Origin of the sequence: Bifidobacterium eulemuris (assembly GCF_014898155.1) — a bacterium.
Classification (GTDB): domain Bacteria; phylum Actinomycetota; class Actinomycetes; order Actinomycetales; family Bifidobacteriaceae; genus Bifidobacterium; species Bifidobacterium eulemuris.
In genome coordinates this window covers 403,174-425,904 of the sequence record NZ_CP062938.1, presented here as the reverse complement: position 1 = coordinate 425,904, position 22,731 = coordinate 403,174, and the positions used below count along the sequence as shown (strand labels likewise).

The window sequence follows — 22,731 nt, the reverse complement described above, 5'->3', positions numbered from 1 at the left end:
ATGAGCAATTCGAAATTCGAGAATCGGTATAGCCCGGAGGCGCGCGACATCTACTTCACCGTGCCGAACGCCATCAGCCTGTTGCGTATCGCTTCGATTCCGTTCATCGCGGTGCTGATCGCCCGCCATGAGATGGTCGCGGCTTTGGTGGTGATCGCGATATCGGCGATTTCGGACGGCGTGGACGGCATCATCGCCCGCAAATTCAACCAGGTCAGCAAAATCGGGCAGATTCTCGATCCCATCGCCGATCGTTTGCTCATCTTCTGTTCGATTCTCGCCCTTGGCATCGCCGGCATCATCCCCTGGTGGATGCTGATCGTGGTGGGATTGCGCGACCTGTGGATGGCGATCCAGGTGCTTTGGCTCGCCCAATACGACTATGGCCCACTGCCGGTGCATTTTGTGGGGAAAACCGGCACCGCGTTGCTGATGATATCGATTGTTGCGTTGATTTTCGCGGATCTGGGCACGGGGGCGTTGTTCGCCATGCTGCATACCGCGGCCCTTGCCACCGGCATCTGGGGCATCGCCATGTATTGGCTGGCCGGCTATATCTACACCCGTCAGGGCATAGCGCTGCTGCGTAAGGAACTGGGGGACCGCCATGGCGCTTGAGCCGCTGCCCCCGAGCTCGTTCCCCGTTCCGCAGGAGAACGAGCCGGTGAAGCGTCGCGCCGTGTTCTCATCGTCCTTCGCCTCTTTGGAATCGCATCACGCGCTTTCGCCGGACGAGGCGCCGGTGACCCCGCGCCGTCGCCGCCGGGCGCATGAGGATTCCCTGCAGCTGATCGACAATCTCGTCAATCGTTCCGTCGACCCGATGTTCTCCGACTCGCGTCTGGTGCGGGAACAGCAGTCCAAGGTCACGGTGTGGGTCAACCGCTGCGTCGTGTTCCTGATCTGCATCGTCGTCGGCGTCGCGGGCAGCGTGTTCGTGCAGCAGCTGCACACCGATCCTCGCAAGGAGGTGCGGCAGAGTCTGGCAAGCCAGCTGCAGGAGCGCACCACGCAGATCGAATCACTGACGGCCGAGGTCGAGGAACTGCGTTCCGAAGTGGACGAGCAGTCCAAATCGTTGTCGGGAACGGTGAAATCACAGACCCTGCAGCAGGATGAACTGGTGAACGGCCAGTCGGAGGTCGAGGGGGAGGGTATCGTCCTGACCCTCGCCGACCCCATCGCCGCCACCCAATCCGGTAGTGATACGGCGAGCGGCCATATCCGCGTCGTCACCGACCTCGACCTGCAGAACCTCGTCTCGCTGCTGTTCCAGAACGGCGCCGAGGCGATCGCGATCAACGGCAACCGACTGGGCGTGCAGACTTCGATCCGTATCGCAGGCGGGCATATCCTGATCGGCACCACCGCCGTGGAAAGCCCGTACACCATCGAGGCCATCGGAGACAAGGACGCCCTGGACGAAGCCATGAGCCAGGAGAACCAGCAGGAATTGTATGAAAGCTTCGCACAGGCGGGTATGACGTTTCAGGTGAGGAAATCCAATTCGATTACACTGAAGGCAGCGGTGACGAGCGAGGTCTCGTATGCGAGGAGGAACGAATAATGGCAGCCGTGTTGGGATTGATCGTCGGGGTGGTCATCGGCGTGTTCGTCAAACCGGATATTCCCGTCGTGCTCCAACCATATCTTCCGATTATGGTGGTGGCGGCGCTTGACGCCCTGCTGGGCGCGGCGCGGGCGTATTTCGAACGCAGCTTCCACGACCGCGTGTTCGTCATCTCCTTCTTCGCGAACGTGCTGACCGCCACGCTGCTGGTGTTCCTCGGCAACCAGCTTGGCGTCGGCTCCCAGCTGCAGACGGCCGTCATCGTCGTGCTCGGCATCCGCATCTTCTCCAACGTGTCGTCCATCCGCCGCTTCATCTTCCGGGGCTGACGCATGGCCAGACGACGCAACGAGCCGCGCGATGTGCTGGAGAGAATGCACAGCCAGCACGCCCAAGACAAAAAGAACGACCGGATGGAGACCGGATCGTTCCCGCAGGTGCGCAAAAAACCCAAACGCGATCTCAACCGCAACGCCTCGCGTGCGCGTCTGCTGACCAGCGCGCTGGTGATGGTGCTGTGCGCGTTGCTGGGATTCGGCTATATGACCCAGATCAACAACACCACCTCGACCTACGAGACGATGAGCGAAAGCGAACTCGTGCGTCTGATCACCGAATCGAACACGCAGCTGTCGAATCTGCAGCAGCGCAAAAACGAGTTGACCAGCCAGCTCAACTCGCTCAAAAGCGCCGTGGACGAGCAGGAGCAGGCCCAACGCATCGCCAAACAGAACGAGGAGACCAGCGGACTGCTGTCCGGCAGACTACCCGCCACCGGTGAGGGCGTCATCGTCACCATCGGCGAAGGACGCGACGAGAAAGTCGACGCCTCGATTATGTTCAGCCTGATTGAGGAGCTGCGCAACGCGGGTGCCGAGGTCATCGCCATCAACGACGTGCGCGTGGTCGCCACCACCTACATCAAAGACGCCGACACCGGACTGGTCTCGGACGGCGTGACATTGACCCCCAGCTATGAGGTGCGGGCCATCGGCAATTCGCAGGATCTGGCGAACGCCGTGAACATCGCCGGGGGAGTGGGCGCCCAGCTGCAGGTGAAATACGGCGCGACCGTTACTGTGGAAACGAGCGACACGGTCGAAATCAACCAGGTTCGCGACGATACGCAATACAAGTACGCAAAGACGGTAGAATAACGATTATGACTGAACCGATTCCAAGCGCGGGCGAGACCACCATCATCGGATTGCCCGCCATCAACATTCCCATCACCACCAACGGCGATCGTCCGTTGACCCAAGAGGACCTGGACACCATCTCCAAACTGTCCGACGGCACGGCGCTGCTGATCTCCACCAGGGGAGCGGTGTCGGGCTCGCGGTATCTGTTGGATGAGGATGAGATCAGCGTGGGGCGCGACCCGCGTGCGGATATCCTGCTGGACGATTCGACCGTCTCCCGCGCCCATGCCGTGTTCCGCCGCACCGGCGCCACCTTCACGGTGATCGACTCGGGCAGTCTGAACGGCACGTATGTGAACCGTCAGCGCGTCGACCAGAGCACGCTGAGGAATGGCGACGAGATCATGATCGGCAAGTTCCGTCTCGTGTTCTTCACGAAATCCGCCGTTCTCTCCTGACAACCATCACAACCGCCGGGACTACACTGGAGTTCAGGAATTGCAATCGTGTGATTACACCAGTGTGAGTTAGGGGAGTGCGATGGCCGAGAAGAGCTCCGGAGTCGAGTTTCGCCTGCACGTGCCGTTGGAGCGTCGCGAGAACCTCAATGACGACGCCATCCAAGGCGAGTTGTTCGCCGCCGCGGACAGCGAGGACGCCAAACGCGGATACCGGGGTACCGTGGCGTCCAAAGTCGCCGGCATCACCTACCGCCAGCTGGATTATTGGGCACGCAAGCAGATCGTCGAACCGTCGATCACCCCGTCCCACGGCTCCGGCTCGCGCCGTCTATACTCCTTCAAGGATGTGGTGATTCTGGCGGTGTCCAAAAAGCTGCTGGACGCCGGCGTCAACCTGCAGAACGTGACGGCGGCCATCGGATTCCTCAGCCAGCGCACCACCAGCCAGCTCGCCAACGTCACCATTATGTGCGACGGCCAGCAGGTGCATGAATGCACCACCAGCGAGCAGATGATCGACCTGCTGCAAAGCGGAACCGCGGTGTTCGGCGTGTCCGTCGGATCGCTATGGCATCAGATCGAGGAAGCGCTCGAACATGAGGATTACGTCGATCTGGAGCTTCAGCCGACCGCCGTCGCCGCCGGCCGTCCCATCGACGAGCTGACCGCCATGCGCATGCGTAGGAAACTCGAGGCCCAGCGCGCCCAGCGCGAGGCCGCCTGACTCCCGTCATCCAGATGCTGATGGAGCTGTTGCCCGCCGTCCTGTGGTGTTTCGCCGTGGTCATTTCGGTGAATCTATGCTGTGTGTGCGTGATTCGAGGCAGATTCCTGCAAGGCGGGCATCCGCCGGTACGGCCTGTGAGTTGGGGGATTGTCGGCCTTCATCTTGTTTCGGTGCTGCTGTTCATCCTGCCGTATCCGGTATATCTGCTGATCTGTGGCGATTTCAGCACTCAAGCGCGCGATTTCTACACGCGTATGGGATGGCCGTCCGTGGTCATCGTCGTGCTGTGCGTCGCCGCGCAGTTGACGTTGATGTATCTGCAAGCCAGACGTGCCATGTTCACCGAGATGGACGAACGACTCAAGCACGCCGGCAAATAACAGTGGTATTGCAGCGCAACCGTGAAGCCATGACGGGAATCACAATCTGACATAACGTACATTATCGGCTTATGTTAGACTGTTTTTCGAAAATGGATTTATTCCAATAAGGTGGGTCGTATGGAGTTATGGACGTTCCAACCATGGAGCGCGGTCGAACGCTCCCTCAGGGAGTATGGGCGCTACGTTCCCAATCCGGCGTTGTCCCCGTACATCGGCGTGGACGAGGCGATCGGCGTTGAGGATGAAAAGGATGGCGTGGAGATGCGGCGCGTCTTCGGAAGCGCCTACCGGTGGATCAGGAACGAGATGGACCGTCGCGGCATCGCCCGTCCCGCCGACGCCCTCACGCCGGTCTGGGCGTGGGCGCGGTGGACCACACCTCAAGGTGAGGCCAGAATCCGCCCCGACCGCCGGTACGCGGGGTTCCGCGAATGCGCCGACGACGATCTCATCCGACTCGACATCCCGTCCGACCGCGTGCTGTTGACCGACCTGGCCGACTGGCATGCGGTCATCAACAGGTGTCCCGTCCCACCCGCTGACCTGCCGGACGAGAGGCTGGACGAATGGCTCGAAGAAACCGAACGTTGGACGCGTGAACAGATCGCGGAGACCTGGCATCGCGTGGTCGTGGACACGTCCGATCTTATGGGCGCCGCGCATGCAATGGTGCAGGCGACGTTCTGGGAGATCCGTCCCAAGGACGTGGTGGAGGTTCAAAGGGGACGTCGAATCGGACGCTGATGGTGGACTTGGAGGCTTATCGCATCTTCCGATATGCAAAATGGTGTGTTCCGTACATACGGAACACACCATTGATTGAAGCGCACGAAGTGCGCATACAACGTCGGATGAAATGAATCGTCAGCCGAAATACTCGTTCACCGCATCGCGCAGCTGGCCCACATTCTCGATGATGTGATACGCGCCGTGCTGTGCGAGTTCGTCGCCTTCGGCGTATCCCCAGCCGCAGCCCAGACAATCCAGTCCGCATGCGACGGCACCGTCCACGTCGGTCCAACGGTCGCCGACCATCAGCGCGCGGTCGCCGGCTTCGGCATCGAAGCCGATGTGGTCGAAGCAGTACCGGATCACCTGGTCCTTGTGCAGGCGCGTGTTGTCCATGCTGGCGCCGTAGATGCCATCGACCTGTTCGGTGAGGTGGAAATGCTCGCAGATCGGCAACGCCTGATATTCGGGCTTGCAGGTGGCGATGGCCAGCAGATAGCCGTCCTCACGCAAGGCCGCGAGCTGTTCGGGAATGCCGTCGAACACGCTGTTGTAAAGCCGTCCGGGCACCTTGTTTCCCGGATTCATCGGGTCGTCGAAGATGTTCTGGTTGGCGTAGTAGTTGCGGTAGATGGCGATACCGTCGTCGAGTTTGTTCTCGGGAATATGGTTGCGCCGCAGCGATTCGATGATCGCGGGGCCGATGAAACGCTTCAGCTCGGCGTCGTCGGGAACCGGATATCCGAGTTCCTCGAAGGTTTTGACCACGCAGGCGATGATGCCCGGCGCGGATTCGGTCAGCGTGCCGTCAAGATCCAGCAGCACGACTTTTTTCGGATGTTCGTTCATAGTCCTCTCCCCCTATGATATGCAAACATATGTTCTATGCCGATACGAAAACCGGCGAGCGGCCCCTACTGGTACGGGCCGCTCGCCGTCGACATTCTACTCGTAGTCCGGAATCCAACCGTCACGATGCATCTGCAGGCGTTTCTCAAGCAGAACCTTCAGCTCGTCCACATCGCGGCGCTCCAGCAGCATATCCCAATGAGTACGCGCCGGTTTGGCGAGATCGTCGGCGTTGGCGTCATCATCGCCCTCGCGACGGGCCACCGCGCCGCAACGGCACTCCCATTCGTTGGGCAGTTCGGCACCTTCCGCGAAGGGCAGAATCGTGCGGTGTCCTTTCGGACACACATACGCCACGTCATTGCGTGCCGCGAAATCCACATTATCGTCGGACTCCAGCGACTTCGCGCCGATGCTCATACCTCGAAGGCTACGTTCAGCCATGTGGTGGTTCCTCCTTAACCTGCGCTAACCGTTCTACGCTACCTAACAGTTCGGACTTGGGGCTTATTCCCGTTCATTCGACGCCAGAATAGGCGACGATGCCGCGGTTGACCAGATCCGCCGCCTCATGGGCGAGTGAGGCGAGAGCCTCTCCCCCGGCATCCGGATACGGCTCGGCCACGGCGACCTGCTGCAGCACGTCGGCCAATCGTTTCGCGTTGCGCACGAAGTCGCCGCCGGTCATCTCCCGATCGCGCAAACAAGCGGACAGGCTTTCACCGCCCGCCCACTCGTACATGACGTCCACGATGCCGAAATCCAGCTGACGGGGCGAATCCAGACCATGATCCTCGCAGATCAGATCGATGCGCATGGAAACCTGCGACAGACGGGCGCATGATTGGGCGATGGGCCCGCTCACACCTCCCGGATACCGCCTGGGCTCGCCGCCTTCGCCGCGCCGCGCCTCGTACACCAAGGCCGAAAGCACGGCGGCCAGACCTCGGGCGTCCAATCCGTCGAACACACCGTCCAACAGCGCCTCACAAAGCACCAGATCATGCTCGCTGTAGATTCTGCGCAACAGCCGTCCGCGATCGGTGAGAATCGGTGTGCGGTTGGATGCGTCGGCGGCCTCCTGCTGGCGGAGATACCCGAGTTCGCCGAGGATGTCGCAGATGCGGTCGAACTGGCGGGCCACCGAACCCGTGCGGGATTCGTAGCGGTTGCTGACGCGTTCCAGTTCGCGCATCTCACGCGCCCACCGGTGCCCCCATTTGAGATGCCGCTGCAGATCGGGGCATCGGCGGCAGGGATGCTGGGCCTCCTGCGCGCGGGCTTCGCGGATTCTCTCGTCAAGCGAGGCGAAGGCCCGTCTGCGGTCGCGTTCCGATGCGAACACCTCGCGTTTAAGCCGTCGCCGACCGTCTTTTTCCAGATCGGAGAGCGTCATCCGCAATTTCATCAGTTCGCGGAAGTCGCCATGCTCGCAGGCGAAGGCTTGCTCGTATCCTTCGATCGCCTGCCTTAAGGTGGTCATCTGCGCCTCCAGCTGCCATGCGGACTCATTGGCCTCCCACTGGGCGAAGGAGTGGTCCAAGGTTTGGCGCGCGGTGGCGTAGTCGCTGGTATTGAGCAGATTCACCGCCATATTGAAGGTCGGTCGGAAGCTGGAATGCAGCGGATAGACGCGTTTGGACGACAAAGCGGCCGCGGTGGCCGGCACGAAGCCATGGTGATCGACGACGATGGCGTGGCCGATGTCGTCGATGCCGCGTCTGCCCGCACGGCCGGTCAACTGGGTGAACTCCCCCGGCGTCAATCCCACGTGTCCGGTTCCGTCGAATTTCTCCAACTTCTCGACCACCACGCAACGCGCCGGCATGTTGATGCCAAGAGCGAGCGTTTCGGTGGCGAACACCATCTTCACCAGACCTTCTTCGAACAACCGTTCGACGATCTGGCGGAACAGAGCCACCATACCGGCATGGTGGGAGGCGAATCCCTCCTCCAAAGCGAAACGGAATTTTGAGAACTGCAGAGCCTTGAGGTCCTCCTGGCTGAGCTGTCCTTCCACCATCTCGTCCACGATGCGGCGAATGCGGGTCACCTCGGCGTCGGTGGTGAGCTCGAGACCGGCGTTGATGCACTGCTCCACCGCCTGGTCGCAGCCGTTGCGGGAGAAGATGAAATAGATTCCCGGCAACAGTCCCAGGAAATTGAGTTCGTCGACCACTGCCCATCGACGTGGGGTGTGCCGTTCCGGTCGCGGCGAGCGGTCCCGTGACTTGCCCGCATGTCCTTTGCGTTTGTCGGGACGCTGCTCGCCGCGCCTCCTGGCCGCCTGTCGGTCGAGTTGGTCGAGCCTGCTGACCAGCTGCGCGTTGAGTTTCGTCGTCTGCCGCTCCTGGCCGTCCCTGCGGTACAGATCCAGCACCTCCGGCTCGGTATGATCGTCGGCCTGCACCAGTACATGCTGTTCCAGCGGCACCGGCCGGTGCTCGCTGATCACCAGGGCGGTGTCGCCGCGCACCGAGGAAATCCACGCGGAGAAATCCTCGACATTCGACACGGTGGCCGACAATCCCACGATTTTGACCTGAGGCGGCAGGTGGATGATCACTTCCTCCCACACGGGGCCGCGGAAGCGATCGGCAAGGAAATGCACCTCATCGAGGATCACGTAATGCAACGCGTTCAGCGTGGAGGAACGCTCGTACAGCATATTGCGCAGCACTTCGGTGGTCATCACCACGATATCCGCCTCGGAATTGATGGAGGTGTCGCCGGTGAGCAGACCCACGCGCTCCATGCCGTATTCGGCGACCAGATCGTGATATTTCTGATTGCTCAGCGCTTTGATCGGCGTGGTGTAGAAGGCTTTGACGTTGCGCTCCTGCGCGAGGAACACGGCGAAATCCGCCACCACGGTTTTGCCCGCGCCGGTGGGAGCGGCGACCAGCACGTTGCTGCCGTCCTCCAAAGCCTCGTTGGCCTGCGACTGGAAGTCGTCCAGTTCGAACGGCAACGATGAGGCGAAACGCGCGGCGGCCGTACGCGCCTGACGTCGCTTGTGCTGAAAGGATGCGTAACGTTGCGCCGGCGACGGGGATTCGGCTTGCGATTGCGCCGAGTCGGAACGATGGCGGCAACGGGCCATGGCTTTGTGGTCCCTTCCGGTAGATTCGTGTGTCAGTCGTTGAAACGGCGCCAGACGGCCCAACGCTCGGCATGACGCCGACGCTTGGCCTCCTGGCGGCGAATCACGTCGGCATGCGCGTCGACGTACCGCTCGCGGGCCGCATCAAGCGGCTGGGTGAACAGCGGCGCATCACAGGGGGCCTGCGCCTCGTTCCCCTCCCCCATGGCCTCGAAACGCTGGGAGAGCCTGGCTCCGATCTCACCGGCATCACGCAACGCGCGCAGGCCATGCAATCCCGCATAAACCAGCCCCGCCGCGATCATGGCCAGCATGAACACGACCAACAGCACCCAAACCCACCATGGCATAGCGGCCGCTCCTTACTTGTCGGATTCGCTCAGGCTCAGCTCGCGTTGCGCCCGGGCGATGATCATCGTGCGCAACGTCTCAGGCGCGACCGCGGTGATATGGCGGGCGTGGGCGATGCAGAAGGCGACGAACCAGGAATCCGAGGAGACGACAAGATGCACCTTCTCCCCCGTGCCATAGGACTCCACTTGCGCGCCGGGCAACGTTTTGATGAACGGCAGGCCGCTCTGGTCGGTGATGAACACCGCGGCGGTGCCGTTGTCGAAGTTCCATTTGCGCAGCTCGGCCACCGGAACGTCGGGAATATCGAGTTTGGCGGTGGGCTCGACCAGCGTGGCATCCTCGATGCGCGCCAGACGCAGCACCTGCCAGGTGCGCGGCTTGCCGTTCGTTTTGTCGATGGTCTTGTCTTTGGCGACGTGGGTTTTCATCTCCTTGGGCGCGGCTTTGGCCACATCCGTCCACACGGCCGCGTAGTACACGCCTTCGTCCACGAAGATCTTCGCCGGCGCCACCAGTTTGCGTCGGGTGCGGCCAGCTCCGTCGGTGTATTCCATATCAAGCAGGGATCCGGTGGAGATGGCGCGTTTGACGATGGTGAAGCTGCGTGGCTCGATCTCATAGCCGGTCAGGCTCAGCCACGGCGTCTGCCCCGGCGTGACGTGCTTGCGCAGGCGGCGGTACAGCGACTCCGCCTGGTCGCGCTGGTATGCGGGCAGCAGCGGCGCATGCGCGAGATAGCTCACCGAGGCCGTGAGCATGCTCAGGTACTGTGGCGAAATACCGGCCAGGCGCTCCAATCCGAGCGAGTTGGTGGCTGAAACGATGCCTTCGGAATCGAGCAGCGGCCAGTCGATGTCGAAGAACTGGCTACCGGCCATCTCGCCATCGTCCGAAACGGTGGTCAACGTGTTGATGTCCTTGTGGATGATGGCGATCTGTTTTTTGAGATCGTCGTTGCCTCTGGACTTGCCGATGAAACGTTCCGCCAACTCGGCCAGAGAGAACTCCTCGCCCAGATGCGCGGAAAGGAACAGCATCAACCGCAGTCGGCGATCCACCTCGCTGCCGGTCTGGAACGAGGCGCCGTTCTTCTTGGCCTGGGCCTTCAGCGATTCGGGGTCCCCCGGCTCACTGACGCTGCTGATGGCGTCCGAAACGACGATGGCACCGTTGTCGCTGGCGGTCTCGTCGGCCAACGTGAACTGCGTGGCGGCGTGCAGACGGCGGTGGAAGGCGTCGACCGCCTCCTGCGGGCTCACGATGGAGGCACCGGGATGCTCCAGCACATACATCGCGAGATCGTCGGAATCGGTGTAGGCGACATTGAGATGCTCGCCATCCACATCGACGGTGGCGGCGAAACGGCGCGAGTCGATCACTTTGACCAACGCGTCGGGAATGGTCTGCGTACCCAGTCCGGGCGCGATGGAATCCAAACCGAGGCCGGGGATCGGGGTCTGCGGCACACGCGGCGTGGTACGTGACTGGTGGGTGAGCTGCGGCTGCTCCGGCTCGGACGACATGGACATCGAACGGGCCAGATAGTTGGCCGCGGCCAACACGGGCAGATCCTCCGGCTCGAAGTGCAGCCGCACGCGCGGCTCGTCGCCCAACTGCAGACGGTACGACGCGAAATCCTGCCCCTCCGACTTGGAGGAGTATTCGGGCTGGCGCGACTCGATGGCGATGCCCATGGCGGCGAGTTTGGCACGGTCACGCTGGAACTGCTTGGCGAACGCGGCCTTGGCCGCCTGATCGGCGAGCTCGCCGTATGAATCGGCGTAGGCCTTGACCCGTTGGGCGATCTGACGCGATGTCAGCCATTGCGGAAAGGCGGATGACAAAACGGCGAGCACATCCAGTTCGTGCTTGCCCCATTTGTCCGAAAAACGCCGGCGTCCGCTGCTACCCTCTGCCATTAGTCCTCACGTATCGTTATCGTTTCGTAGTAAGTGTGCACGCGGTGTCACACTTCACTCTATAGTAGAGGGTTTTTGCCGCGGATGCTGTCATTTTTCGAAAAAACATCCTTTTTTTGGCTTATCGGTGAAACGGATCACACCCAATCATCCGGTTCGATACCAAGCGGGCCAACGTATTCGCCGTTGGGAACGTAGCTTGGCTTGCCGGTGTCCTCAAGCGTGGCGTCCGCGAACATGATCACATCGCGGCCGAAGGTCCAGTCTCCGTGGACGGTCACCGAATTCGCGGCGGCCAAAGAGGGCACGGTGTAGGGGAAACGCTCGTCGAAGTCGTGGATGTTCTTGTAATAGCGCGGATCGAGTTCCACATTGGGGAACATATAGTTGCCATCCTCCATCTCGTAGGTGTCGGTGAGGTGGAAGCGGTCGGAACGCATGATGAACAGATCGTTCGTGGTTTTCACCGGCAGGAACCGCATGCGGTCCACCTGCACGCAGATCGCGCCGTTGAACAGGTTGATCGCCGCGCCCATCGCGGTTTCCAGCTGGATCACCGCTTCGGTGTCGGAGTTGGTTGGATCCACGGTTTTTCGGTTTCGGATCACTGGCAGTGGCAGCACACCGTCACATTCGGCCAATTTGTCCTTCAATGCGTCGATGCGCACCCAAATCGAATTCGTGTTGAAGTACGGATGCTTCTTGATGTCCTGGGCGTCGACCTTGTCGTCCGGATGCACCTGGCTCATCTCGCGCAGCATCAGACGGCCGGTGACCTTATCCCTCACGATGTGGCCGCCTTTGCGGTCGGCGTAAGTGCGGGTGGCCACTTCGACCATGAATGGCGCGCCCGTGTTCTCGAAGTGCTGGGCCAGTGTGCGCGAGGGGCGTGCTCCCAGATTGTCGGAGTTGGAGATGAACAGGTATTTGAAGCCCTTGGCCTCCAACGCGTCCAACAGACCGGACTCCCAGATTGTGGAGAACAGATCGCCATGTCCGGGCGGGCACCATTCGAGTTCGGGATTCTCCGGGAACGACACCGGCTCGCCCGTCGCCTCGCTGATCTTCGGCTCGACATGCTGGATGATCTCCAATGGGATGTCGTCCTGCGTGAACTTGCGGTTCTGTCGGATCACCTTCATGGTGTCCTCGGAGGTGCGGAACGAGTTCATCAGCGTCAACGGCAGTTCGACGCCTAACCGGGTGCGCGCGGTGAGCACCTGGCCGAGGATGATGTCGATGAATCGCATCTGCTTGGCCTTGTGCCGGCGTACCGGCAGCAGCGACTTGGCGCAGTCGAGGCCCATTGAGGTGCCCAAACCGCCGTTGAGCTTAAGGAAGGCGGTTTTGGCGAAGGCGTCCACGGCCTTGTCGTGGTTGATGGTCTCATAGACGTCGTGGAAGCTGGGCACTGTGCCCAGCGGTTCAATGTCTTCCTCGCGAATCCAGCTGCTGGTCTCCTCGTGGCGCCACACATCGTACAGACGCTTGAACTGGCTGATGGCCATCTCGCTCATACCCGCATCGCGCATCTTCGCGGCGGAAACCTCGAACACCTCGTCCTGCTGGTCGCTCACCTCGACCCCTTTCTCCACAGTCATACCGCACAAGTCTAACGAATCATGGTGCAGGGCATGTGAATGACGGCGGTGAACCGGTGAATAATCCGTGGAGAAAGGGGGTATGGAAAAAGAAAAGACCGGAATCAAAGATTCCAGTCTTTCTCAGTCGGGCCGGCGGGATTTGAACCCGCGACCCCTTGACCCCCAGTCAAGTGCGCTACCAAGCTGCGCTACGGCCCGAACAGAGTGCATCAGCACCGAGTGGATAATTTACCACATCCGTGGATTCATGCAAATTCTTATAAGCGCCAAGCGTGTTGCCCGCGTTCGCAACCGTATCGCTCGGCGCTTCCGGTTACGGCAAGGGGCGGCATATGCCGCCCCGAACCCGTGGCTATTTGCGCTTCTTCTTTTCCCGGATGTTCACCGAGATCTGGATCGGCGAGCCTTCGAAACCGAACTCCTCACGCAGGGATCGTTCAAGGAAACGACGGTAGCCGTGCTCCAGGAAGCCGGTGGCGAAGATCACGAAACGCGGCGGACGCGTGCCGGCCTGCGTGGCGAACAGGATGCGCGGCTGCTTGCCTCCGCGCAGCGGATGCGGATGCGCCGCCTGGATCTGCCCGAGGAAGGCGTTGAGCTTGCCGGTGGGCACACGCTGGTCCCAGGACTGGAGCGCCTCGCGCATGGCCTTGGACAGGCGGTTGGTGTGCCAGCCGGTTTTGGCGGAGAGATTCACACGCTGCGCCCAGGTCACACGGTCGAATTCGGTGGCCCACAGGCGTTCGAGACGCTGCTTGTCGAACTCGTCCATCGCGTCCCATTTGTTGAACACGAGCACGATGGCGCGGCCCGCGTCCACCGCGGTGCTCATCACCTTGAGATCCTGATCGGAGATCGGCTGTGAGGCGTCGAACAACACCAGCGCGAGTTCGGCGCGCTCGATGGCAGCCTGCGTGCGCAGCGACGAATAGTATTCGGCGCCGGTGAGCTTATGCTGACGGCGTTTGATGCCGGCCGTATCGATGAACAGCCAATCTTCGCCGTCCATGGTCACGATCTCGTCGACCGGATCGCGTGTGGTGCCCGCCAGATCGTTGACCACGGCGCGTTCTTCGTCGGCCAACTGGTTGAGCAGCGAGGACTTGCCCACGTTCGGACGTCCCACCAGAGCCACGCGGCGCAGATTCGTCGGCGTGAGATATCCGGAGGTTTTCTCCGCCTTGGCCAGCGAGTCCAGGGCGGCGTCCAGCAGGTCGCCCACTCCCCTGCCGTGCATGGCGGAGATGGCGTAGGGTTCGCCGAGTCCGAGCTTCCAGAATTCGGCGGCCATATATTCGCTGATTGCATCGTCGATTTTGTTGACGGCCAACGTCACCGGCTTGCCGGAGGCGCGCAGCATCTTGACGATGCGTTCGTCCGTGTCGGTCATGCCCACTTGGGCGTCCACCACGAACACGACGGCGTCGGCCAGCTGCACGGCGATCTGCGCCTGCGAGGCGATGGCCGAGTCGATGCCCTCCACGTCGGCCTCCCAGCCGCCCGTGTCGACGAGTTTGAAGTCGGTTCCTGCCCATTCGGCGTCATAGCTCACACGGTCGCGGGTCACGCCGGGCGTGTCCTCCACCACCGCGGCGCGACGGCCGAGGATGCGGTTGACCAGCGATGACTTACCCACGTTCGGACGGCCCACGACGGCGATCACGCCGACCTGGCGCGGACCGGCGGACGCGGAGTCGTCGGCGAAGCCTCGCCCTTCGATCAGCGCCTCGTCGCCCTCGTCGAGCTCGTATCCGGCGAGATTGGCCGCATACTGCTCGTATTCCTGCTCTTCGATGGCGTCTTCGACGATGGTGGTCAGCACGTCCAAGGTCTGGGAGAAATCCATGTCGGAGTTGTCCACGGTGAGCACGCCGTCGGCGGCGGTCAGGAAGTTCGTCACCTGGGAATCGGCCTTGTCGCGGGCGGCCACATCCTCGGCGCCCACGCCGCCGACGGCCTGTCCGGTGCGGCGGGCCTGACGCACCTCCTCTCTGGCGGTGAGCAGGATACGCACTTCGGCGTCGGGCGCCACCACGGTGGTGATGTCGCGCCCCTCGGCCACGATGCCCGCGCCGCGCGAATACGAGTCGGCCGCCGCCTCGCGGGCGATATAGGCGCGTTGCGCGGCGATCAGCACGTGGCGTACGGGGATGATGTTGGAGACCTTCGACACATGCGACGAGACCTCGGACGAGCGGATCGCCTGGCTGATGTCCTCTCCATCGGCGGTCACACGCGGATCGTCCGGATCGACGCTGATGTCGAAATGCCCCTCGGTGAAGAACGCGCCCACCGCCTCGGTGACGGTCTGCTCGTCAACCGTTTCGGCATCCAGATCGATGCCCTGATTCAGACACCACCAGGCGCAGGCACGGTACATCGCGCCCGTGTCGAGATACGCAAAATCGAAATACTTGGCCAGCGCCTTGGACGTGGACGATTTGCCCACGCCGGCGGGGCCGTCGATGGCGACGCGGATCACAGGCCGACCTCCTTGGAGAGCGAACGGATCTCGGTCTGGCTGAGCACGCGGTAGGAGCCCGGCTTCAGATCGCCGAGTTTGATCGGACCGATCTGCGTGCGGACCAGCCGCTTGACCGGGTATCCGATGGAACCGAAGATACGGCGCACGATACGGTTCTTGCCCGAATGCAGCACGACCTTGACGATGGTGCTGTCGCGGTTGGAGTCGAGGATCGAGCAACGGTCGAGCTTGATCCAACCGTCGTCGAGCTGCACGCCCGTGGTCACCAGCCTGCGGCACACCGTGCCGCTGATCTTGCCCTCAAGCGTGGCGATATAGGTTTTCTCCACCTCGTACTTGGGATGCATCACATGCTGGCTGAGCTCGCCGTCGTTCGTCATGAGCAACAGCCCCTCGGACTCGTAGTCGAGACGGCCCATATGGAAAATACGGTCGTATTTGTCGCCCACGATGTCGCGCAATGTGAAGCGCCCCTTGGGATCGTCCATGGCGGAGAGCACGCGCCGGGGCTTGTTCAGCGCGAGCGTGACGTGATTGGTGTTGATACGGACGCGGGAACCGTCGACGCGGATCTGCTGCTTGCTTGGATCGACGCGGCTGCCCAGTTCGGTGACCAGCTCGCCATCGACCTCGACACGGCCGTCGGTGATCATCTCCTCGCATTTGCGCCGCGAACCGAAGCCCGCCTGAGCGAGCAGCTTCTGCAGACGAATTCCATCGGTGTTGTCATCGTGCGCCTTCTGGGCACGGGAATATGCGTGTGGCATCGTTCTCCCAACGTGGCCTGGCAAGGCGGTCGCCTTGCATGGTTTCTTTATGCATATGGTGTGGGCCGCCGGCCTTCCCAGCGATTCCCAACCTTTCCATTCTATCGTACCGCCGGGGTACTGCTACACTGGCAGACGTTCGGCGGGTCTCTCCCGCTCTACCAATAGAACAGAGGTATTCAACCATGGAAGAAACGAAGCAACAGCCGTTGGCCATTCGCGTGGCCGCAGAATTGGCTGGAAGTTTCCTGTTATGCTTTGCCATCTACGCGTATTCGACCTGGGGGTCGGCCGTGTTCGGCATTAATGTGGTGTTCGCCGCGCTGGCCACCGGTCTGGCCTATGCGGCGGTGACGGCGATTTTCTCGAAGGTCTCCGGAGGCCAGCTCAATCCCGCAGTGACCGTCGCCGCCGTGCTCACCTCGAAAACCAAGGTGCTCGACGGCGTGCTGTATGTGATCGCCCAGGTGCTTGGCGCCATCGCCGCGGGTTTCGCGGTGGTCTCGCTGATCCCCACCAATGAGACGGTGACGATGAACATCTGGCTGCCCGGCGCGGTCAACGGTTTCGAGGAGGGATCCGTCTCCTATTCCGTGCTCAGCCAGTACGGCATCAGCTTCTCGGTCACGCTGGCGATCATCATCGAAGTGATCGCCGCGTTGCTGGTGGTCGCCGCCGCCATGTCGTCCCTGGGTGAGCATGGCGAGTCCTCCGACCGCCACGTGGTGGTGATGGGACTGTCCTACGCGCTCGCCGCCGCCATCACCTACCCGGTGACCGGCGCCGGTCTGAACCCGGCCCGCTCCACGGGCATCGCGCTCGCTGCCCAGGGACAGGGACTGACGCAGAATCCGGTGTCTCAGCTGTGGGTGTTCTGGATCTGCCCGGTGCTGGCCGCTGCGGTGGTGGCGCTGGCGATGATCGCCACGCAGATGATCAACGACGCCCTGTCCCGTCCGAAGCCCGCCGTGGCGGTCGAAGGCGACGACATCGAAGCGCCGTCGGACGAGATGGACTTCGTCGAGACCGAAGGTGAAACGGTGGTCGAGGAATCCGTCTTCGCGGAGGAAGGCTCCGCCGTGGCGGAGTCCTCACATGATGAGGCTGATGCTGAAGTACGTGACGAGCAGTCCGACGCCCAGAGCGATGCCGATGAAGGAGTCGAACGCCACTGAGCGCACTTTCCAAGGGCTGCGTTCGCGTAACACCAAACGCAACACACCGGTGACGATGGCCGTCACGGCGAGTACCGCCGTGGCGGCCATCGTGTATCCGAAGAAGGCCACGATGACGGCGACCACCACCATGGCGAGCACGATCCATTCGAACCAGGGCTGGCCCTCATTCGTTTCGGAAACGGACGGATGGTTCTTCATGGTGGTCCTTACCGTGGGTTTGCGTCTGACGGTTGCATTATAGATGCGTCGCGTCCGTTGCCGCGAATCGGCCGACGGAGACGATATGGAAGGGCCGGCTGGACGGAAGTATCGTCCAGCCGGCCCTTGCTCGATCAGTGGAAGAAGTGGCGCGTGCCGGTGAGGTACATGGTCACTCCGGCCTGCTTGGCGGCTTCGATCACTTCCTCGTCGCGGATGGATCCGCCGGGCTGCACGATCGCTTTGACGCCGGCCTTGATCAGGATTTCGGCGCCGTCGGCGAAGGGGAAGAACGCGTCGGACGCGGCCACCGCGCCGGTGGCGCGATCGGCGTTGTCCGCCAGCGTGTTGGCGCGTTCGACGGCCAGATGGCAGGAATCCACGCGGTTGACCTGGCCCATGCCGATGCCGACCGTGGCCTGGTCGTGCGCCAGCAGAATGGCGTTCGACTTGACGCAGCGGATGGCGCGCCATGCGAACACGAGATCCTTGAGGGTCTCGGCGTCCGCGGCCTCGCCGGAGACGAGCTTCCAGCCGTTCGGGTCATCGCCGGGAGCGTCGATCAGATCGGTGTCCTGCACCAGCAGGCCGCCGTCGATGGCACGGATCTGCTCGTGTCCCTTCGGCGGTTCGGCCACCTTGAGGATGCGCAGGTTCTTCTTCTTGGTCTGCAGCAGCTCCAGAGCTTCGGGCTCGTAGGCGGGGGCCACGATCACCTCGGTGAAGATCGGACGCACGCTTTCGGCCATGTCGAGCGTGACGGTGGTGTTGCACGCCACCACGCCGCCGTAGGCGCTCACCGGATCGCAGGCGTGGGCCTTCTTATGGGCTTCGGCCGCGGTAGCGCCGATGGCCAGACCGCACGGATTATTGTGCTTGACAATGGCCACGGCGATGGAGGGGGCCATATCCCACACGGCGCGCCATGCGGCGTCGGCGTCCACATAGTTGTTGTAGCTCATCGGCTTGCCGCCGAGCTGTTCAGCATGCGCGAAGCCGGTCTGGTTGAGCGGATCGAGATACAAGGCGGCCTGCTGGTGCGAGTTCTCGCCATAGCGCAGCGTGTTGGCGCGATCCCACGTGCGGGTGAACTGCGCGGGGAACTTGGCCGTATCGGTCTGCTCGTCGTCGGCCGCCACGGTGGCGGGCTTGGGCCACTGCTTGGCGGTCCACTCGTTGATGGTCGCGTCATAGGCGGCGGTGTGCGCGAAGGCCTTGGCCGCCAGCCAACGGCGCTCATCCAACGAGAAGCCGGTGCCGTCGGCCACGCGGGAGGCGACCAGCGCGTAATCCTGCGGATCGGTCACGATGGCCACGGTGGCATGGTTCTTCGCCGCGCCGCGCACCATGGAGGGGCCGCCGATATCGATTTTTTCGATGATGGCGTCGGTTTCGGCACCGGAACGCACGGTATCGGCGAAGGGATACAGATTCACGACCACCAGATCGAAGGGTTTGATGCCCAACTGCTCAAGCTGCGCCACATGGTCGGCGTTGGTCATGTCGGCCAGAATGCCCGCGTGGATATGCGGATCGAGGGTTTTCACACGGCCGTCCAGGCTTTCGGGGAATCCGGTGACCTCACTGACCTCGGTGACGCTCACGCCCAGAGCAGCGAGCGTTTTGGCGGTCGACCCGGTGGAGACGACCTCGGTGCCGGCTTTCACGAACGCGTCGGCGAGCACCTCGATTCCTTCCTTATGGAAGACCGATACCAGTGCTCGGCGAATCGGTCGGTTCGTGTTTGTCATCCTGTTCCTCCTTGGGTTGTGAATCTGAAGGTTGCAAGTCGGTTGATTGGCCGGACGCGCTTGCATCCGTGGTGCCGCAGGCGGTGCGCGCGACGGCGGCGGTGCGGGGCGGCCTGTGCGTGTCGCGTGTTTGCGAGACACGGCGTGATATCCAGCCTATCCCGAAAAACGCGGCGGTGACAACAAGCGCCGTCATCCATGCGGCGAACAGTCCGATGGCGGTGGGACGGCCGACGGATTGGGTGGATTGCACCACATCGACACCCACATGGGCGAGCCTGTGCTCCCCCAGCGAACCGTTGGACAGGGCGAATACGGCCGCGGAACAGACGGCCACCAACGCGCCGGCCAGGCAGAAGGCCGCTGCCGGATACACCAGGTCGAGCACCATACGCTTGTCGGTCCGCTCATGCATCATCCGCATCGGTCGATACGCGAAACCGCGCGGTAGAAAAACGACCAGCAGTCCGAGTACGAGGGCGGTTATCATCGGGATCGTCTGCACCAGCGTACGCAGCACGTCATTCTCGACCGGATCCGGAAACAGGCCGAAGATCGGAATGGCCGGAAGTCCACTGGACTGGCCGACCCACAGGGTGAAGGTGCCGAGTTCTCCGATCGCGAAACCCGCGCCGAACAGCCATGAACACGCCCATACGCATAGGTTGGGCAGCCAGATCAGCGAGGCGATGGTGGTGAGCACACGCGAGCCGGTCTGCATACCGGCCATTTCGAACACCGTGCCCATTGTGTCGTGGTTCATCCAGATCCATGCGATCACGGTGCCGATGGCGCACAGCGTGTATACGCCCAGCAATATGCCGGCCAACGCCAGAGAGCATGCCAGGCAATGGCGGATCGGTGCGGAAAGATGGTCCCGGACGAACTGAGCCACGCCTTCGCGCACGCGTGTGCTGGCGCATGCGGCGCAGATAACGGCGAACGCGTATAGCCCCGCGCATTTAAGCAGGGAGAGCCCCAGAGCATCCGTCAGACCAACTTCAACGCCCTGTCTGAGCATGGCGTTGAGTACCAGCCATCCCACAAGTCCTGCGGCCAGTGCATGCGGAGAGGCGGCCCGCATACGTTTGATCAGCGAGACGATGAGCGCGACCAACAGCATGGTCAGGCCAAGCGGCATGATCGTCAACGTGATGGACGATGTGGTGAATCCGATGCCTTGGCTGAGCAGCACCACGGCCTGCGTGAGCGGCACCGTATGGGCGGAGAGGTTGTCCCCGCCCTCTTCCATCGAGACGACCAGCAGGATCAGCGCGATGCAGCATCCCAGCGATATCGCGAAGATGGCCATGGCGAGAATGGAAAGCAGCAGTCCCCTGCCCCACTGTTTGAGGGTTTCGATCATAGCAGCGACTGTTTGGCGAGCACCTCGCGCATCAGAGCGGCGGCCTGGCCCGGGGTTTTGCCCACCGGAATGCCGACGGCCTCAAGCGCTTCCTTCTTGTCCTGCGCGGTGCCCTTGCCACCGGAGACGATGGCGCCGGCATGGCCCATCTGCTTGCCCTCCGGAGCGGTGAATCCGGCGATGTAGGCGACGATGGGCTTGGTCATATGCTCGCTGGCCCACTGGGCCGCGTCCTGTTCCGCATTGCCGCCGATCTCGCCGATCATCATCACGGCCTTGGTGGCCTCATCGGCTTCGAACGCCTCCAGCGCCTCCTGCAGGGTGGTGCCGACGATCGGGTCGCCGCCGGCACCCAGACATGCGGTGAAGCCGATATCGCTCAGCTCCCCCATCAGCTGGTAGGTCAGCGTGCCGGATTTCGACACCAGACCCAGCGGTCCGCGCGACACGATGCCGTCGGGGATGATGCCGAGATTCACTCCCGGCTCGCCCAACGTGACCAGGCCCGGACAGTTGGGGCCGACCAGACGCACGCCTTTACGACGCGCGAGGGAGACGAAGTAGGCGGAGTCCGCCACCGGGATTCCTTCGGTGATCACCACGATCAGTTCGATGCCGGCTTCGATGGCTTCGACCACCGCGCCCTTGGCGAATCGCGGGGGCACGAACACGACGCTGGCCTTGGCTCCTGTGGCCTGTTTGGCCTCCTCGCAGGTGGCGAATACGGGAACATGCGCGTCCCGCCCATCGTTTGCGGCGGGGAAATCAACGGTGGTGCCGGCCTTGCGGGGATTCACGCCGCCGACGATGTTGGTGCCGGCCTTGAGCATGCGCGCGGTGTGGGTCATGCCCTGGTGCCCCGTCATGCCTTGGACGATCACCGGTGCCCCGTCTTCAATGAACAGCGTCATCAGCGCGCCTCCTTCGACTGGACCGCGTCGGCCGCGATGCGCGCGGCCTGGCTGGCGGCCTCCTCCATGGTCTGTGCCACATGGACGTTCGGATTGTTCGCTTTGGCGAGCGTGCTCAGCCCCTCGGCCGCCGCGTTGCCGTCGAAACGCACCACCAGCGGCTTGGAACCGCCGCGGGCGGCCACCGCTTCGAGTATGCCTTCGGCCACCTGCTCGCAGGAGGTCAGACCGCCGTACACGTTGATGAACACCGATTCGACCTGCGGGTCGGAGAGCACGATATCCAGACTGGTGGCCATCACCTGCGCCGACGCGCCTCCGCCGATATCGAGGAAGTTCGCCGGCTTGATGCCGGTGCCCTGTTCCTCCCCGGCACCGGACACGGCGTCGAGCGAGCTCATCACCAGTCCCGCGCCGTTGCCGATCACGCCGACTTCGCCGTGGAGATGCACATAATGCAGCCCGTGTTCACGGGCGCGTTGCTCGAAGGGGTCGGCCTGGACGGCGTCTTCGAAACGCTTCCAACCGTCGTGGCGGAACGCCGCATTGTCGTCCAAGGAGATTTTTGCGTCAAGGGCGCACAGGGTCTTCGACGATTCGTCGTCGGGATCGCCGATCTTCGCCAAAGGATTGATCTCCACCAGCGTGGCGTCGTTCTCCTTGAAGCAGCGCCACATCTTGAGCAGGATCTGCGCGGCCTGGTCGACGTCGGCATGGTAGAAGCCGATGCTTTCGGCCATGCGGGTGGCGGCCTCGATGTCGAAATCCTCCAGCGCGCCGATATGCAGTCGCTTCACCGATTCGGGATGCTCCCTGGCGATCTCCTCGACCTCGGTGCCGCCCGCGGCGGTGGCCAGCACATCATAATCGCGGGAGGAACGGTCCACCGAAATGGACACATAGTATTCATGCAGGATGTTTTTGGCTTCGGCCACCAGCACGCCGGACACCTTATGCCCGTGGATACTCATGGGCAGAATCGTCTCGGATGCGAGGATGGCTTCGTCTCGGGTTTTGGCGAGTTTGACGCCGCCGGCCTGTCCGCGATGGCCGATTTTGACCTGGGCTTTGATCACCCCGGGCAATCCGACGGTTTCGATGGCTTCGGCCACCTCGTGAGAATTCTGGGCGAATACGGCTCGCGGAGTCGGAATGCCTTGTTCCTCAAGCAACGTTCTGGCTTGATATTCGTAAAGATCCATGGATGCTTCCTTGGAATGATGAGGGTATGGAA

The 22,731-nt window shown here is 62.3% G+C and carries 22 protein-coding genes and 1 tRNA gene; 9 read left to right on the top strand and 14 right to left on the bottom strand.

Annotated features, from left to right (window positions below; translation table 11 throughout):
- The 8 genes from BE0216_RS01885 (at position 1) to BE0216_RS01850 (ending at position 5,027) form a co-directional block, all read left to right on the top strand.
- Entirely contained in the window at positions 1 to 618 is a 618-nt protein-coding gene (locus tag BE0216_RS01885) for a CDP-alcohol phosphatidyltransferase family protein (protein ID WP_094636177.1), read from the top strand.
- Entirely contained in the window at positions 608 to 1,567 is a 960-nt protein-coding gene (locus tag BE0216_RS01880) for a DUF881 domain-containing protein (protein ID WP_094636178.1), read from the top strand. Before BE0216_RS01885 ends, BE0216_RS01880 begins: the two co-directional genes overlap by 11 nt.
- Entirely contained in the window at positions 1,567 to 1,899 is a 333-nt protein-coding gene (locus BE0216_RS01875) for a small basic family protein (protein WP_094636179.1), read from the top strand. Before BE0216_RS01880 ends, BE0216_RS01875 begins: the two co-directional genes overlap by 1 nt.
- Positions 1,900 to 1,902: 3 nt before the next feature.
- Entirely contained in the window at positions 1,903 to 2,727 is an 825-nt protein-coding gene (locus BE0216_RS01870; RefSeq protein WP_094636180.1) for a DUF881 domain-containing protein, read from the top strand.
- Positions 2,728 to 2,732: 5 nt separating this feature from the next.
- Complete coding sequence (locus BE0216_RS01865) at positions 2,733 to 3,170, top strand: FHA domain-containing protein (protein WP_072726074.1); 438 nt, start codon at positions 2,733 to 2,735, stop codon at positions 3,168 to 3,170.
- An 82-nt stretch (positions 3,171 to 3,252) separates the two neighbouring features.
- Positions 3,253 to 3,897 (top strand): MerR family transcriptional regulator, encoded by a 645-nt coding sequence (locus BE0216_RS01860; protein ID WP_094636181.1) that lies wholly within the window; start codon positions 3,253 to 3,255, stop codon positions 3,895 to 3,897.
- 20 nt (positions 3,898 to 3,917) lie between these two features.
- A complete protein-coding gene (locus tag BE0216_RS01855) occupies positions 3,918 to 4,280 on the top strand; it encodes a hypothetical protein (RefSeq protein WP_193042824.1) in 363 nt (120 codons plus the stop codon).
- A gap of 120 nt (positions 4,281 to 4,400) precedes the next feature.
- Positions 4,401 to 5,027, top strand: coding sequence for a DUF3841 domain-containing protein (locus BE0216_RS01850; protein WP_094636183.1), 627 nt, complete (start codon positions 4,401 to 4,403; stop codon positions 5,025 to 5,027).
- 120 nt (positions 5,028 to 5,147) lie between these two features.
- On the opposite strand, the gene BE0216_RS01845 is transcribed toward BE0216_RS01850, so the two are convergent.
- The 9 genes from BE0216_RS01845 to BE0216_RS01805 all read right to left on the bottom strand — a co-directional run bounded on the left by BE0216_RS01845 (position 5,148) and on the right by BE0216_RS01805 (position 16,093).
- Complete coding sequence (locus BE0216_RS01845) at positions 5,148 to 5,861, bottom strand: HAD hydrolase-like protein (protein ID WP_094636184.1); 714 nt, start codon at positions 5,859 to 5,861, stop codon at positions 5,148 to 5,150.
- Between the two features lie 96 nt (positions 5,862 to 5,957).
- Positions 5,958 to 6,305: an RNA polymerase-binding protein RbpA gene (locus BE0216_RS01840; RefSeq protein WP_072726068.1), complete on the bottom strand. Its 348-nt coding sequence runs from the start codon at positions 6,303 to 6,305 to the stop codon at positions 5,958 to 5,960.
- Between the two features lie 73 nt (positions 6,306 to 6,378).
- On the bottom strand, positions 6,379 to 8,964 hold the full coding sequence (locus tag BE0216_RS01835; RefSeq protein ID WP_094636185.1) for a DEAD/DEAH box helicase: 2,586 nt from the start codon (positions 8,962 to 8,964) through the stop codon (positions 6,379 to 6,381).
- A 32-nt stretch (positions 8,965 to 8,996) separates the two neighbouring features.
- Complete coding sequence (locus BE0216_RS01830; RefSeq protein ID WP_094636186.1) at positions 8,997 to 9,314, bottom strand: hypothetical protein; 318 nt, start codon at positions 9,312 to 9,314, stop codon at positions 8,997 to 8,999.
- A 12-nt stretch (positions 9,315 to 9,326) separates the two neighbouring features.
- On the bottom strand, positions 9,327 to 11,237 hold the full coding sequence (locus tag BE0216_RS01825; protein WP_094636187.1) for a helix-turn-helix transcriptional regulator: 1,911 nt from the start codon (positions 11,235 to 11,237) through the stop codon (positions 9,327 to 9,329).
- 137 nt (positions 11,238 to 11,374) lie between these two features.
- Complete coding sequence (locus BE0216_RS01820; RefSeq protein ID WP_404801818.1) at positions 11,375 to 12,769, bottom strand: UTP--glucose-1-phosphate uridylyltransferase; 1,395 nt, start codon at positions 12,767 to 12,769, stop codon at positions 11,375 to 11,377.
- A 196-nt stretch (positions 12,770 to 12,965) separates the two neighbouring features.
- A tRNA-Pro gene (locus BE0216_RS01815) sits at positions 12,966 to 13,039 on the bottom strand.
- Positions 13,040 to 13,193: 154 nt separating this feature from the next.
- Entirely contained in the window at positions 13,194 to 15,323 is a 2,130-nt protein-coding gene (gene der, locus BE0216_RS01810) for a bifunctional cytidylate kinase/GTPase Der (RefSeq protein WP_094636189.1), read from the bottom strand.
- Positions 15,320 to 16,093, bottom strand: coding sequence for a pseudouridine synthase (locus BE0216_RS01805; protein WP_094636190.1), 774 nt, complete (start codon positions 16,091 to 16,093; stop codon positions 15,320 to 15,322). Before BE0216_RS01805 ends, der begins: the two co-directional genes overlap by 4 nt.
- Before the next feature lie 185 nt (positions 16,094 to 16,278).
- Here BE0216_RS01805 and BE0216_RS01800 point away from each other — a divergent pair, with 185 nt between their 5' ends.
- Positions 16,279 to 17,268 carry an MIP/aquaporin family protein gene (locus BE0216_RS01800; protein WP_094636191.1) on the top strand — a complete coding sequence of 330 codons (990 nt, stop codon included), beginning with the start codon at positions 16,279 to 16,281 and terminating at the stop codon, positions 17,266 to 17,268.
- Here BE0216_RS01800 and BE0216_RS01795 read toward each other — a convergent pair.
- From BE0216_RS01795 to sucC, 5 genes are all read right to left on the bottom strand, one after another.
- Positions 17,185 to 17,469: a DUF3017 domain-containing protein gene (locus tag BE0216_RS01795; protein ID WP_094636192.1), complete on the bottom strand. Its 285-nt coding sequence runs from the start codon at positions 17,467 to 17,469 to the stop codon at positions 17,185 to 17,187. The genes BE0216_RS01800 and BE0216_RS01795 overlap by 84 nt on opposite strands.
- Positions 17,470 to 17,603: 134 nt before the next feature.
- Positions 17,604 to 19,220, bottom strand: a complete 1,617-nt coding sequence (gene purH, locus BE0216_RS01790) for a bifunctional phosphoribosylaminoimidazolecarboxamide formyltransferase/IMP cyclohydrolase (protein ID WP_094636193.1) — start codon at positions 19,218 to 19,220, stop codon at positions 17,604 to 17,606.
- Complete coding sequence (locus BE0216_RS01785) at positions 19,168 to 20,586, bottom strand: cell division protein PerM (RefSeq protein WP_094636194.1); 1,419 nt, start codon at positions 20,584 to 20,586, stop codon at positions 19,168 to 19,170. The genes purH and BE0216_RS01785 overlap by 53 nt, the downstream gene beginning before the upstream one ends.
- Entirely contained in the window at positions 20,583 to 21,497 is a 915-nt protein-coding gene (sucD, locus tag BE0216_RS01780; RefSeq protein WP_094636195.1) for a succinate--CoA ligase subunit alpha, read from the bottom strand. The genes BE0216_RS01785 and sucD overlap by 4 nt, the downstream gene beginning before the upstream one ends.
- A complete protein-coding gene (gene sucC / locus BE0216_RS01775) occupies positions 21,497 to 22,699 on the bottom strand; it encodes an ADP-forming succinate--CoA ligase subunit beta (RefSeq protein WP_094636196.1) in 1,203 nt (400 codons plus the stop codon). Before sucC ends, sucD begins: the two co-directional genes overlap by 1 nt.
- Positions 22,700 to 22,731: the final 32 nt, after the last annotated feature.

What these genes read in the sequence shown, in the direction of transcription:
- BE0216_RS01885 (WP_094636177.1), top strand. Translation starts at nt 1, where the DNA reads ATGAGCAATTCGAAATTCGAGAATCGGTATAGCCCGGAGGCGCGCGAC.
- BE0216_RS01880 (WP_094636178.1), top strand. Translation starts at nt 608, where the DNA reads ATGGCGCTTGAGCCGCTGCCCCCGAGCTCGTTCCCCGTTCCGCAGGAG.
- BE0216_RS01875 (WP_094636179.1), top strand. Translation starts at nt 1,567, where the DNA reads ATGGCAGCCGTGTTGGGATTGATCGTCGGGGTGGTCATCGGCGTGTTC.
- BE0216_RS01870 (WP_094636180.1), top strand. Translation starts at nt 1,903, where the DNA reads ATGGCCAGACGACGCAACGAGCCGCGCGATGTGCTGGAGAGAATGCAC.
- BE0216_RS01865 (WP_072726074.1), top strand. Translation starts at nt 2,733, where the DNA reads ATGACTGAACCGATTCCAAGCGCGGGCGAGACCACCATCATCGGATTG.
- BE0216_RS01860 (WP_094636181.1), top strand. Translation starts at nt 3,253, where the DNA reads ATGGCCGAGAAGAGCTCCGGAGTCGAGTTTCGCCTGCACGTGCCGTTG.
- BE0216_RS01855 (WP_193042824.1), top strand. Translation starts at nt 3,918, where the DNA reads ATGGAGCTGTTGCCCGCCGTCCTGTGGTGTTTCGCCGTGGTCATTTCG.
- BE0216_RS01850 (WP_094636183.1), top strand. Translation starts at nt 4,401, where the DNA reads ATGGAGTTATGGACGTTCCAACCATGGAGCGCGGTCGAACGCTCCCTC.
- BE0216_RS01845 (WP_094636184.1), bottom strand. Translation starts at nt 5,861, where the DNA reads ATGAACGAACATCCGAAAAAAGTCGTGCTGCTGGATCTTGACGGCACG.
- BE0216_RS01840 (WP_072726068.1), bottom strand. Translation starts at nt 6,305, where the DNA reads ATGGCTGAACGTAGCCTTCGAGGTATGAGCATCGGCGCGAAGTCGCTG.
- BE0216_RS01835 (WP_094636185.1), bottom strand. Translation starts at nt 8,964, where the DNA reads ATGGCCCGTTGCCGCCATCGTTCCGACTCGGCGCAATCGCAAGCCGAA.
- BE0216_RS01830 (WP_094636186.1), bottom strand. Translation starts at nt 9,314, where the DNA reads ATGCCATGGTGGGTTTGGGTGCTGTTGGTCGTGTTCATGCTGGCCATG.
- BE0216_RS01825 (WP_094636187.1), bottom strand. Translation starts at nt 11,237, where the DNA reads ATGGCAGAGGGTAGCAGCGGACGCCGGCGTTTTTCGGACAAATGGGGC.
- BE0216_RS01820 (WP_404801818.1), bottom strand. Translation starts at nt 12,769, where the DNA reads ATGCGCGATGCGGGTATGAGCGAGATGGCCATCAGCCAGTTCAAGCGT.
- BE0216_RS01805 (WP_094636190.1), bottom strand. Translation starts at nt 16,093, where the DNA reads ATGCCACACGCATATTCCCGTGCCCAGAAGGCGCACGATGACAACACC.
- BE0216_RS01800 (WP_094636191.1), top strand. Translation starts at nt 16,279, where the DNA reads ATGGAAGAAACGAAGCAACAGCCGTTGGCCATTCGCGTGGCCGCAGAA.
- BE0216_RS01795 (WP_094636192.1), bottom strand. Translation starts at nt 17,469, where the DNA reads ATGAAGAACCATCCGTCCGTTTCCGAAACGAATGAGGGCCAGCCCTGG.
- purH (WP_094636193.1), bottom strand. Translation starts at nt 19,220, where the DNA reads ATGACAAACACGAACCGACCGATTCGCCGAGCACTGGTATCGGTCTTC.
- BE0216_RS01785 (WP_094636194.1), bottom strand. Translation starts at nt 20,586, where the DNA reads ATGATCGAAACCCTCAAACAGTGGGGCAGGGGACTGCTGCTTTCCATT.
- sucD (WP_094636195.1), bottom strand. Translation starts at nt 21,497, where the DNA reads ATGACGCTGTTCATTGAAGACGGGGCACCGGTGATCGTCCAAGGCATG.
- sucC (WP_094636196.1), bottom strand. Translation starts at nt 22,699, where the DNA reads ATGGATCTTTACGAATATCAAGCCAGAACGTTGCTTGAGGAACAAGGC.